Source organism: Rhodanobacter panaciterrae, assembly GCF_014651895.1.
Classification (GTDB): Bacteria; Pseudomonadota; Gammaproteobacteria; order Xanthomonadales; family Rhodanobacteraceae; genus Rhodanobacter; species Rhodanobacter panaciterrae.
In genome coordinates, this window is the sequence record NZ_BMXT01000001.1 from 137,858 (window position 1) to 149,606 (window position 11,749).

9 protein-coding genes and 1 pseudogene are annotated in these 11,749 nt (G+C 60.5%); 8 read left to right on the forward strand and 2 right to left on the reverse strand.

All coding sequences use genetic code 11. From position 1 onward, the window contains the following. Positions 1-53: 53 nt before the first annotated feature. Complete coding sequence (maiA, locus tag IE071_RS00645) at positions 54-728, forward strand: maleylacetoacetate isomerase (protein WP_189439264.1); 675 nt, start codon at positions 54-56, stop codon at positions 726-728. 74 nt (positions 729-802) lie between these two features. On the opposite strand, the gene IE071_RS00650 is transcribed toward maiA, so the two are convergent. Next, positions 803-1,912, reverse strand: a complete 1,110-nt coding sequence (locus tag IE071_RS00650; RefSeq protein WP_308427756.1) for a PilT/PilU family type 4a pilus ATPase — start codon at positions 1,910-1,912, stop codon at positions 803-805. An 81-nt stretch (positions 1,913-1,993) separates the two neighbouring features. On the opposite strand from IE071_RS00650, the gene IE071_RS00655 reads away from it, so the two are divergent. The 5 genes from IE071_RS00655 (at position 1,994) to glmS (ending at position 7,299) form a co-directional block, all read left to right on the forward strand. Then, complete coding sequence (locus IE071_RS00655) at positions 1,994-2,566, forward strand: DUF4398 domain-containing protein (protein ID WP_189439265.1); 573 nt, start codon at positions 1,994-1,996, stop codon at positions 2,564-2,566. Then, the gene (locus tag IE071_RS00660) at positions 2,563-3,222 is read left to right on the forward strand and encodes a hypothetical protein (protein ID WP_229792686.1); all 660 of its coding nucleotides are present in this window, start codon (positions 2,563-2,565) and stop codon (positions 3,220-3,222) included. Before IE071_RS00655 ends, IE071_RS00660 begins: the two co-directional genes overlap by 4 nt. 368 nt (positions 3,223-3,590) lie before the next feature. Then, positions 3,591-3,818: an HP1242/YdcH family protein gene (locus IE071_RS00665; protein WP_189439266.1), complete on the forward strand. Its 228-nt coding sequence runs from the start codon at positions 3,591-3,593 to the stop codon at positions 3,816-3,818. A 167-nt stretch (positions 3,819-3,985) separates the two neighbouring features. Further along, entirely contained in the window at positions 3,986-5,356 is a 1,371-nt protein-coding gene (locus tag IE071_RS00670) for a pyridoxal-phosphate dependent enzyme (RefSeq protein ID WP_189439267.1), read from the forward strand. Between the two features lie 113 nt (positions 5,357-5,469). Next, positions 5,470-7,299, forward strand: coding sequence for a glutamine--fructose-6-phosphate transaminase (isomerizing) (gene glmS / locus IE071_RS00675; RefSeq protein WP_189439268.1), 1,830 nt, complete (start codon positions 5,470-5,472; stop codon positions 7,297-7,299). A gap of 188 nt (positions 7,300-7,487) precedes the next feature. Here glmS and IE071_RS15985 read toward each other — a convergent pair whose 3' ends face one another. After that, positions 7,488-7,898, reverse strand: a complete 411-nt coding sequence (locus tag IE071_RS15985; protein ID WP_189439269.1) for a tyrosine-type recombinase/integrase — start codon at positions 7,896-7,898, stop codon at positions 7,488-7,490. A gap of 456 nt (positions 7,899-8,354) precedes the next feature. On the opposite strand from IE071_RS15985, the gene IE071_RS00690 reads away from it, so the two are divergent. Together IE071_RS00690 and IE071_RS00695 are read left to right on the forward strand one after the other, a co-directional pair. After that, a complete protein-coding gene (locus IE071_RS00690; RefSeq protein WP_189439270.1) occupies positions 8,355-10,514 on the forward strand; it encodes a choice-of-anchor tandem repeat GloVer-containing protein in 2,160 nt (719 codons plus the stop codon). Between the two features lie 566 nt (positions 10,515-11,080). Next, positions 11,081-11,380: pseudogene (locus IE071_RS00695) on the forward strand (transposase); the annotation flags it as partial. Positions 11,381-11,749: the final 369 nt, after the last annotated feature.

Here is an 11,749-nt window from a genome sequence, read left to right on the forward strand (position 1 = left end):
TGTCGAGCCCACACTGTGGCTAAACTGCGGTTACTCGTCCAGGGGGATGGTTCATGACTACCGGTCTGGTGCTTTACGGCTACTGGCGCTCCAGTGCCGCCTATCGCGTGCGCATCGCGCTGAATCTGAAGGGTCTCAGTTACGAGACGCGACCGGTGCATCTGGTGCGTGATGGCGGCGAGCAACATGCGGAGGGCTACCGCTTGCTCAACCCGCAGGAGCTGGTCCCCTGTCTGCTCGATGGCGACCGGGTGATCACCCAGTCGCTGGCGATCATGGAATACCTCGACGAAATGCATCCCGAGCTGGAGACGGCGCTGCTGCCGGTCGATGCGCGCGGCCGGGCGCAGGTGCGCGCGCTGGCGATGGCAGTGAGTAGCGACATCCATCCACTGGGCAACCTGCGCGTATTGCAGCAGCTCGAAGCGCAGTTCGGTGCCAGCGAGGAACAGCGCGCGGCGTGGTCGCGGTACTGGATTGCCAGTGGTTTCAAGGCGATCGAGGCGATACTGGCCGACAGTGCGGCGACTGGTCGTTACTGCCACGGCGAATCGCCGAGCATGGCTGACATCTGTCTGGTGCCGCAGGTCTACAACGCGTTGCGCTGGAAACTGCCGATGGACGATTACCCGATCATCTGGCGTATCTACCAGGCCTGCAACGAACTGGAGGCGTTCCAGCTGGCGGCGCCGGAAGCGCAGCCGGATGCGCCGAAGAGCGAGAAGTGAGTGATGAGAAGTGAGCAGGGCGAGATGGCTGTGCCTTCTCTCACTCCATACTCCTCTCCTCTCACTCCTTGACTCTAGAAGCCCATCCCGTACGGATCGTTGCCAACCAGTTCCTGATCGCTGCCGCCTTCGGCCAGCCGGATCTTCAGCGCCAGGCCATCGCGCGAATCGGACTTGTTGAGTACTTCTTCCAGCTCCACGCGACCCTCCTTGTACAGCCGGTACAAGGACTGGTCGAATGTCTGCATGCCTTCCTGCAGGCTGCGATCCATCGCTTCCTTGATCTCGTGGGTTTGGCCGCGACGAATCATGTCGCGGATCAGCGGCGTGTTCAGCAGCACTTCTGCAGCCGGAATGCGCCGGCCGTCCTTGCCCACTACCAGGCGCTGGCTGATCACCGCGCGCAGGTTCAGGGCTAGGTTCATCAGCACGTTCTTGTGCGCCGATTCGGGGAAGAAGTTGAGGATGCGCTCCAGCGTCTGGTCGGCGTTGTTCGAATGCAATGTGGCCAGGCACAGATGGCCGGTTTCGGAGAACGCGATCGCCGCCTCCATCGTGTCGGTGTCGCGGATCTCGCCGATCATGATCACGTCCGGCGCCTCTCGCATCGCGTTCTTCAGCGCCTCGTGATAGCTGTGCGTGTCCAGTCCGACTTCGCGCTGGTTGACGATGGATTTCTTGTGCCGGTGCAGGTATTCGATCGGATCCTCGATGGTGAGGATGTGCCCGGGGGTATGCGAGTTGCGCTGGTCGATCATCGCCGCCAGCGTGGTGGACTTGCCCGAGCCGGTGGCGCCGACCACCAGGATCAGGCCGCGCGGCTCCATGATCAGATCGCGGAAGATGCTGGGCAGCTGCAGCTGATCGATGCTGGGGATCTCGCTCTTGATCGCGCGGATCACCATGCCCACTTCGCCGCGCTGCTTGAACACGTTGATGCGGAAACGGCCGGCTTCCTTCACCGCCAGTGCCATGTTCAGCTCGAGGTTGCGCTCGAACTGGGGCACCTGACCTTCGTCCATCAGCGAGTAGGCGATCTTCTTGACCATGCCGCCGGGCAGGCCGGTATTGCCCAGTGGATACAGCTTGCCCTCGACCTTGATGTTCACCGGGGCACCCGTCGTCAGGAACATGTCCGACGCGCCCTTGTCTACCATAAGCTTGAGGAAGTAACCGATATCCACGTGTGACCCCTGTTTCTATGCGCGTTGCAATGATGGATTATGCCTGTCCACAATACGCCGCGACACACCATGAGGAATGTGATGTACATCTTTTCCCCGCTGGCCGGATCCCTGGGCCGCATCCGTACGGCAACGGCTGTTCTGGTACTGACACTGGCGCTGACCGGCTGCGCCACGGTGCCCCCGCCCGATGATTCGATGAATCTGGCGCAGACGCAGCTGCAGGCGGCGCGCGATGCCGGCGCCGCCGACTATGCGCCGGTCGATCTGGGCTTCGCGCAGGACAAATTCCAGCAGGCGCAAGCGGCCATGGCCGAGCGCAAATACGCCGATGCGGCCAATCTGGCCGAGGAGTCGCGTGCCGACGCCGATCTGGCCCGGGCCAAGGCGAGGCTTGGCGCGGCGCGGGCGCAGATCCAGGGCAAAGTGCAGGAAAATACCAGTTTGCGCAGTCAGGGCGAGCAGGCTGCTGCTGCCGAGCAGCAACAACAGGCACCTCCGGCGGCGTCTTCCAGCTCAGTACCCACTGAGGACATGCCGGCACCGTCCTCGTCGGAGTTGTCCGCGCCAGCCTCCGGCGCCGGTTTCCAGACCCTGCCCGAGAACGGCCAGCAACCCGCCTCCAGCTCCAGCACTCAGGAGGTGCAGCCATGAAGCGGCTCAGCATCATCATTGCCTCGATGGCATTGGCCATGGCCGCGGTGGGAGCCGCGCACGCGCGCCAGGACGATATCGACATCAACCGGCTGACCGGCAGCCTCGACCAGCTCGCCAACGACCCCAGTCTGGGCGGTTATGCGCAGGCCGAGCAGGCGCGCGCGCGCGATGCGATCAACCGGTTGGCACAGGCGAGTTCGCGCGAGCGTCCGCATGACCTGTATCTGGCCGAGCGCCGCGTGGATCTGGCCAAGGCTGCCGCGCAACTGCAGGATGCCCAGCTCAAGCTGACCCAGCTTGATCGCGAACACGACCAGATCCTGCTCGACAACAGCCGCCGAGATGCCGAAATGGCGCGCCGCGAGCTGGAGCGTCAACGCCTGCAGTACCAGTTGTCGCAGGAAGAAGCTGCCCGGCTGCAGCAGCAGGGGCAGGAATACTCGCAGGCGGCCGACCAGGCGCGTGCCGAAGCCGAGCAGGCGAAGAAGCTGGCGGCGGCGCAGAGCAAGGTGGCCAATGCGGCTCGCCGCGAAGCCGCACTGGCGGCGCAGGCGGCCAAGGCGATGCGTTCGCAGATGCAGGATGGCGGCACGGTCGAAACGGCCCCGGCCCCGAAGAAAAAGGCCACCAAAAAGCATACAGACCAACCCTGAGCTGGCGTTGCCGGGTGGGCTGAAGGCCGCCATCTGGCGCACGCCAACGGGTGGGGCGGGTGAACTGCCGTGGTCCGGTTATGTAAATGTAAAATGCTGTTTTGACAGGTTTTTCTTCGACGTTCCGATGATGGCTTGCGCGCCTGACAATGGGCTTGCGCCACCCGGATCGGGAGAGTAGGGTCAAAGCCCCACGAGGCATCCAGGCCTTGTGGGTCACTGACCTGAACCATGCGCCTATCCCACGTTCAAAGTTCCACCTGCGTTCCGATGTATCGGCGTGGGTTGTGGCTGTGTGCATCGTTCAACGGTCTGCGGATGCCCACTGTCGCGGCATCCGGCAAGTCCACTCGCGAGGAGGTCGGATCATGTTTGAAAACCAGCAGCGTGATGATGTCGAGGCATTGATGAAGGCCGATGCCGAATTCCGTCGGCTCTATCAGCACCACCGAGAACTCGACAGCAAGGTGCACGACGCCGATATCGGCGTGCTGCCCATCGACGATGTCACCCTTGCCAGCATGAAGAAAGAGAAACTGCTGGCCAAGGCACGACTCGAGCGCATGTGGCAGAGTCGCGCGCACCTCATCCACTGAGTCTGCGATTTCACGTGAAGCGCGGCCCCGGGTCCTTCCTGCTGTATCGGATAGGACGCCGGGGCCGCGGCGTTTCCGGCGTACCGCGGAGTGGCTCGGTTATCATGGCGGTCTTGCCGGACTGATACGCAGCCTGCGTGACCGGCGTTCCCTGCGACGGAGCCCCCATGACGGTCCACCAGAGTGTTCTTGAACTGATCGGACGTACCCCGATGGTGCGCGCACAGCGCCTCGATACCGGGTTGTGCGAACTATTCCTCAAGCTCGAGAGCGCCAATCCCGGTGGTTCGATCAAGGATCGCATCGGCCTGTCGATGATCGAGGGCGCCGAGAAGGATGGCCGGATCCGGCCGGGCGATATCCTGGTCGAAGGCACCGCCGGCAATACCGGCCTAGGTCTGGCGCTGGTGGCGCAGCAGAAAGGTTACCGCCTGATCCTGGTGGTGCCGGACAAGATGAGCCGCGAGAAGATCTTCAACCTCAAGGCGATGGGTGCCGAAGTCGTGCTGACCCGTTCGGATGTGGCCAAGGGTCACGCCGATTACTACCAGGACATGGCCGAACGCATCGCGCGCGAAACGCCGGGTGCCTATTTCATCAATCAGTTCGGCAACCCGGACAATCCGGCGGCGCACATCCAGACCACGGGTCCGGAAATCCTCGAGCAGATGGATGGCAAGGTCGACGCGATCGTGGTCGGCTGCGGTTCGTCCGGCACGCTGAGTGGCCTGTCCAAATTCTTCGCCGAACATTCGCCACAGACGGAGCTCGTGCTGGCCGATCCGGTCGGCTCGATCCTCACCCAGTACATCAACGAAGGCACGCTCTCGACCAAATCCGCCAGCTGGATGGTCGAAGGCATCGGTGAGGATTTCCTGCCCGGTATCAGCGACTTCACCCGAGTCAAGAAAGCCTATGCGATTCCCGACAAGGAGAGCTTCCTGACCGCGCGTGAGCTGTTGGCGAAGGAAGGTATCCTGGGTGGCTCATCCACCGGCACGCTGGTCGCCGCAGCATTGAAATACTGCCGCGAACAAACCACGCCGAAGCGGGTGGTGACCCTGGTCTGCGATACGGGCAACAAGTACCTGTCGAAGATGTACAACGACTACTGGATGCTCGACAACGGTTTCCTCGAACGCGAACAGCACGGCGACCTGCGCGACCTGCTGTTGCGCCCGTTCGCCCAGCGCGACACCGTGGTGATCGGTCCGAACGAGTTGCTGATCACCGCCTACACCCGCATGAAGCTGTACGACGTGTCGCAGCTGCCGGTGATGGATGGTCACAAGCTGGTCGGCATCGTCGACGAGTCGGACGTGCTGATGCACGTGCACGCCGACGAAACGCGTTTTCGCGACCAGGTGTCCACCGCGATGATGACCAACCTGCAGAAGCTGCAGGTTGGCGAGACGATGGAGGCGCTGTTGCCGGTATTCGAGCGCGGCCATGTGGCGATCGTGGTCGATGGTGAGGACTTCCTCGGCCTGATCACCCGTATCGATCTGTTGAACTATCTGCGCCGCAAGGTGAACTAAGCGGTTCATTCGATCGCTCGCATCATGAAAGTTTGCGGTAATGCGGCCAGCTCAGAATGGCCGCCTGTGACGGAGCCCCGACTGGCTCCGTGTTTATCAAAGGAAGTCCTGCCATGTGTGGAATTGTTGCTGCTGCTGCCCAACGCGATGTCGCGCCGCTGCTGATTGTTGGCCTGAAGGCGCTGGAATACCGGGGCTATGATTCCTCCGGTGTGGCCGTGCTCGATCATGGCGTGATCCAGCGCGTGCGGGCCAAGGGCAAGGTACGCGAAATGGAAGCGCTCTATCTCGCCAACCCGTTCCCCGGCGGCACCGGCATCGCGCATACCCGCTGGGCCACGCATGGCGTGCCGAATGAGGCAAATGCGCATCCGCACATCGCCGGCCGCGTCGCCATCGTGCACAACGGCATCATCGAGAACTACGTCAGTCTGCGCGCCGAACTGCAGGCGCGTGGCCACGTGTTCACCTCCGATACCGATACCGAGGTGATGGCGGCGCTGATCGATCAGCGCATCAGCCAGGGTATGAAGCTGCGTGAAGCGGTACTGGCCACCGTGCGTGAGCTCGAAGGCGCCTATGCGATCGCGGTGATCAGTCGTGACGAACCGGGCCGCGTGGTGGGCGCACGCCGTGGTGCGCCGCTGCTGGTCGGCATCGGCATCGGCGAGAACTTCCTCGGTTCGGACGCGCAGGCGTTGATCCAGGTCACCAACAAGATGCTGTATCTCGACGAGGACGATGTCGTCGAGATCACCCGCGACAGCGTGCAGGTGTTCGGCCTCGACGGGCATCCGGTCGAGCGTGCGGTGCACGAGAGCGAGCTGTCCTCCGATGCGGTGGAGCGGGGTGAATATCGTCATTACATGCAGAAGGAAATCTTCGAGCAGCCACGCGCGGTCGCCGATACGCTGGAAGCACGCATCGGCCCGCACGGCGTACTGCCGAACATCTTCGGCATCGACAGCGATGCGCTGTTGCAAGCCACGCGTGGCCTGCACATCATCGCCTGCGGCACCAGCTATCACGCTGGCCTGGTCGCCAAGTACTGGATCGAGGAGTACGCGCGGCTACCGGTCAGCGTGGAAGTGGCCAGCGAGTATCGCTATCGCGATGCCGTGGTGCCGGCCGACACGCTGTTCGTCGCCATCTCACAGTCCGGTGAAACCGCCGACACCCTGGCCGCGATGCGCGAGTCGCGCCGCCGCGGCTATCTGGGCACCCTGGTCATCTGCAATTCGCCCGAGTCCTCGCTGGTGCGTGAGGCAGATCTGAAGCTGATGACGCGCGCCGGTCCGGAAATCGGCGTGGCGTCGACCAAGGCGTTCACCACCCAGCTCGCCGGCCTGGCTCTGTTGACGCTGGAGCTGGCGCGCCGCAATGGACTCGATCCGCAACGCTACGCCACTTTGTGCGCCGAGCTTCAGCATCTGCCGCGTGCGATCGAAAGCGCCTTGAAGCTGGAGCCGGCGATCATCGAACTGGCGGGTGAATTCATCCATCATCAGCACGCCTTGTTTCTCGGCCGTGGCGCGCAATATCCGGTCGCGCTGGAGGGTTCGCTCAAGCTCAAGGAAATTTCCTATATCCACGCCGAGGCCTATCCGGCCGGCGAGCTCAAACATGGACCGCTGGCCTTGGTCGACGAGCACATGCCAGTAGTGGCGGTGGCGCCGAATGGCCCGCTGCTGGACAAGCTCAAGTCCAACCTGCAGGAAGTGCGTGCCCGTGGCGGCCGCTTGATCGTGTTCGCTGACGGTGCTGCCGGCATGGACGATATGGCCAAACATGGCGCGATGCTGCGGGTGGAATCCGGCGGCAGTTTCATCGCGCCGGCGGTGTTCACCGTGCCGCTGCAACTGCTGGCCTATCACGTCGCCGTGTTGCGCGGCACCGATGTCGACCAGCCGCGCAACCTGGCAAAGTCGGTGACGGTGGAATAATTTCCAACGAGGTGTTGTTCGTTGGTATGACCTAATAAAGCTTACAACTCTTTAATAGAGCTTCCAACTGAACTGTAAATTCGAGGCCAGCGGCGCGAATAGACCTTGCAACGTCTAAAATAGCCTGAGCTTATCTGCGGGACCATCCGGGATACCGCTCGGTTTCGAGCGGCGCCCATGTCTCCTGATTAGAGACGATCCAACGGGCTTATGGTTCGCCGGATGGCTTGATGGACGTGGGTGTAGATCATCGTCGTCTTCAGATTGCGATGGCCGAGGAGTAACTGGATGGTGCGGACGTCGGTGCCTTCTGCAAGCAGATGCGTGGCAAAAGAGTGACGAAGGGTATGCACGGAGGCGTGCTTTGAGATACCGGCATCAGCAAGTGCCCGTTTAAGGCAATCTGAACGTTTGACTCCGAGGCGTGCCAACGCAGAAGTCGACCGCTGAGGGGACAGACTGGAGTTACCAGGTTTTCTTGGACAAGAGCTAGCATCTGAGTTCGTGGCTGGAGGTAATTGCCATATCTGGGACAAGGCTCCAAGCAAAGCTAGGCAAACGTACAAGTTCATCGAAGCGCATCGGGATGAGTTCAGCATCCAAGTGATGTGCCGGCTTCTCGGCGTTGCCCGCGCCAGCTACTACGCATGACTGGATCATCCGGTATCTGACCGAGCTCAGGAAGATGCGCGACTGCCCCGACTTATCCGCGCATCCTTCACTGCAAGTCACGGAATTTATGGTGCCCCTAGTCGCCGCGACGTTCAATTGACCCCCACATCTTTTTTGTAGCCCATCGATCGTGATCGGCCAGTCAGATCTTCAGGCAGGTCTGCAGCGCTCCAGTGCCGTGCCAACGCTCGAAATCTTCGGTACCGGGATGCTGGTCGCCCCGGACCGTGTCACCCCGAGGGAAAACTGTGAAAGACTTGGCAGAGTAAAGTCAGAGGGGTCTGACTATCGCCGTCCAGGATTACTGGTGGCCGCGACGTCACAAACAGGGGAGGTTGCATATGTTCTACCGACGGTCGCCGGGGTTTGCCCGGAGTAAGGCAATGGCTTTTTGCGCTGCACGACAACTGGCCATGGTGATGGCAGGCGTGCTTGCAGGGGCTAGTCAAGCATGGGCCGCTTCACCGCACTACAGTCTTTTTGCGCAATTTTCGCCGCCTAATGCTGGGCCACCAAGCACCGGCACTGAAATGAGAAACCCGCAGACCATCATTCTTGGTTCGGACGGGCAACTCCTTGGCGTGTCTACCGCCGGTGGATACTTCGGTTCCGGTGGTGTTTTTTCCGTCAGGCCTGACGGCATCATCGACTCGCAAATTGACTACGGCAGCACCGCTGACAGCAGTATTGGCTGGATGCTGCCGCCCTCACTGCCGGCCAACAATTTCACCCCTCTCGCTTTAATGCCGAATGGCAGCATCCTGAGTACCTCCAACGCGGGTGGTTACTATGGAAGCGCCTTTGGAACCCCTTCAGGCGTGCTCTACGCATATACGGGAAACGGTGGCTACGGTAAATTGCATACGTTTTATCCGAGTACAGGCGACGTCACTCAGCCACAAAGTGTTGCTGTGGGAAGCGATGGCAGTGTTTACGGACTTGCACTCGGAGGCACCTGGTCCGGCGGCAAGCTCACCAGCAACGCCAACCTGTTCCGGTTCGCTCCGGTTAGCTTGAATGGTGTGGTGACCAACCTTTTCAGCTTTCAAAGCTACAGCCCCACCAACTTCGTACTGGGCGCGGGTGACAACATGTACGTCACGCTGCCAAAAGGTGTCGTCTTGCCCGGGGCCGTCACAGGGTCCTCCGGCGACGTGATCTACCAGGTGACCAAAGGCGGCGCAGGTAGCGTCGTCCACGTGCTCGATCCTGCCACCGAAGGTCAAGGGATCGACGAACTCGTAGGCGACGGCCAAGGCAATCTGTACGGCGCCGCCCTGAACGGGGGAGTGCTCGGCAACGGCGACGGAACGGTCTTCAAGGTCAGTGCCACGGGTGAGTTTTCGGTACTGCATAGTTTCAGCAGTTTTGTCGGCGCGAGCCAACAAGGCTTCTGGCCCAATTCCCTGGTGGCCGGTTCCGATGGCAATGTCTACGGCATGACACGCCTTGGTGGGTTGCCGTCCGCTCCCAATGGCACTTTGTTCCGAGTCACGCCCTCCGGCGCTTACTCAGTACTGCATGTGTTTGGCGCTCCACAGGTCGAAGGCGGCAATGCACGCTCGCTGATCCAGGCCGGACCAAGGAGCTTTTACGGCATCGTGGACGGAGGACCCACCACGTCAGGTGCGATCTTCAAACTGGTCGTGCCCATCCAGGACGATATCTATGGCGCAGGTAAATCCTCCCTTCTCATGAGTGGCCCGGGAGCACTAAGTGTCGGCACCACCACCAATATCGGCGCGCCGATCTCGATCGCCAATGGCTACTACCCCGTGGCCGTAGGTGATTTGGATGGCGACGGCATCGCCGATATTGTCTGGACCAGCCAGAACCATGACCTCTATGTCTGGTTCGGAGGCGTCAACGGCTTCCAACCTAAATATATTGGCACCTACCCTGCTGGATGGACTGTCGTGGGAGCGGGGGACATCAATGGCGATGGCAAGGACGATCTGATCTGGATGAATGACCAGGTGCATCAGTTCGCCTACTGGCTGATGGACGGCTCCACTCGAATCGGATCACGCACCTTCAATATCACGCCAGGCTACTACCCTGCCGCTTTGGGTGATTTTGATGGAAACGGCAAGCTCGACATCATGTGGACGAGTGCCAAGAATGATTTGTACGTCTGGTTAGGCGATGGCGCTGGGTTTTCGTCAAAGTACATAACGACCTATCCAGCCGGCTGGCGTATCAGTGGCCGAGGCGATCTCGATGGCGACGGTCGCGACGATCTCATTTGGTCCACCGCTGACAACCAGCATTGGGGCTATTGGCTGTTGAATGGCGCATCCATCATCAAGATGGACAGCTTCGGCGTTCCAGCCGGACTGAATGGTTATGCCATTGCAGCAACCTCCGACTACAACGGTGATGGTCTGGCCGACATTGTCTGGACGAACGGGTCAAATGTTGTTCCATGGTCGAACCAGGGGCAATGCTCCGCCACCGTGAGTTGCACCTTCTCCGCGGGCGCCACGCTGCAAGTTCCGTCTGGTCAGACCATCTTCAATAGCGGCATTCCACGAGTGCCGTAGTGAGGTCATAGGTTGGCTATGCAGGAGAACAGGATGGGGCTGCCTATCCTGTTCTCCGTGGGCGACTCTCGTAGTGCGTTCGATACGGCAACAAAAATAGGGGCGGCTGAATCCACCAGTTCTTCCCAATGGAATGGGCGCCACGCGCCATGCGCTGGTGATGTCGCCTAGCGGCATAGAGTGGCATGCCGCGTCCGCCATTCAGCGCCTGGATCTGATCGGCCACAAACCCCAGGTCCATGTCCGCGGACTGCGCGGGCAGCACCCAGTCACTGTCATGGCGACCTGTACGCTCGGACGATCCGATGGCCGCGCAACGGTTGCCAGTTGCGGCATTCACTGGCATCGGTAAAGGCTGGAGCAAAAACAATACTTCGCAAAACCAGCGATGTCTGTATCGTCATGAGCTCTGTCGTCTGGACTGTTGATTGACCTGAGCGATATCGAACCGAAAATATGGGAACGGGTTCTCCCCGCTTTGATTTCTCCTCTGAAAACTGGGCGATCAGAACGGGTGCTGCCGGTAAAATTGCTCAAGCTGCCGATACACATCCGACAAGTGCTGGCGCAAAGTTGTCGGCTGGGCGATGTCCGATCGCAATGACGAACCGCTCGTCTCGGTCGCCTTACGCATGGTCGTCGCTCATTGGAAGCCAGCCGCAGGCCTCATCCATCACACCGATCGCGGCGTACTGTACAGCTCGGGCAACTACCGCTGCCTGATGGCCCGCCACGGCCTGCTTCCCAGCATGAGCCGTCATGGCGACTGCTATGACAACGCGTGTGCCGAGAGCTTCTTCTCAACGTTGAAGAACGAACTTATCCATGGCCAAGCCTTTTCGCCATGCGAGGCGAGGCGAGGATAGCATCGTCAATTACATCGAGGGCTTCTACAGCCGCAAACGGCTGCATAAGACAGGTTGTGGATGACGAAGCCATGAGTGCTTAATGAAAAAGCCGGGTCACCTCAATCCTCAAAATCCTGTTGAATACCCATTACATCGGTTACTACACGTATTCGGGCAAGTCGCTCAAGGAAACACCTGCTTGAGCTCAAGTTCGCACAAACAATTTCTGGTGACGCCATCATTGAGCGGGGTTCCAGCTTCTGGTGAGTCCCCGGGATTGGTGCTGTGAAGCTTCACGCAGGAGAGTCATCTGAGGGGTGGCGACTGACCCCGTTGGAAAACGTTACGCTACGGTGGAATAAATCGTGCCGTAAAGTCCATAAAAAA

What these genes read in the sequence shown, in the direction of transcription:
- IE071_RS00665 (WP_189439266.1), top strand. Translation starts at nt 3,591, where the DNA reads ATGTTTGAAAACCAGCAGCGTGATGATGTCGAGGCATTGATGAAGGCC.
- IE071_RS00655 (WP_189439265.1), top strand. Translation starts at nt 1,994, where the DNA reads ATGTACATCTTTTCCCCGCTGGCCGGATCCCTGGGCCGCATCCGTACG.
- IE071_RS15985 (WP_189439269.1), bottom strand. Translation starts at nt 7,898, where the DNA reads ATGCTGAACTCATCCCGATGCGCTTCGATGAACTTGTACGTTTGCCTA.
- IE071_RS00690 (WP_189439270.1), top strand. Translation starts at nt 8,355, where the DNA reads ATGGCTTTTTGCGCTGCACGACAACTGGCCATGGTGATGGCAGGCGTG.
- IE071_RS00660 (WP_229792686.1), top strand. Translation starts at nt 2,563, where the DNA reads ATGAAGCGGCTCAGCATCATCATTGCCTCGATGGCATTGGCCATGGCC.
- IE071_RS00670 (WP_189439267.1), top strand. Translation starts at nt 3,986, where the DNA reads ATGACGGTCCACCAGAGTGTTCTTGAACTGATCGGACGTACCCCGATG.
- maiA (WP_189439264.1), top strand. Translation starts at nt 54, where the DNA reads ATGACTACCGGTCTGGTGCTTTACGGCTACTGGCGCTCCAGTGCCGCC.
- glmS (WP_189439268.1), top strand. Translation starts at nt 5,470, where the DNA reads ATGTGTGGAATTGTTGCTGCTGCTGCCCAACGCGATGTCGCGCCGCTG.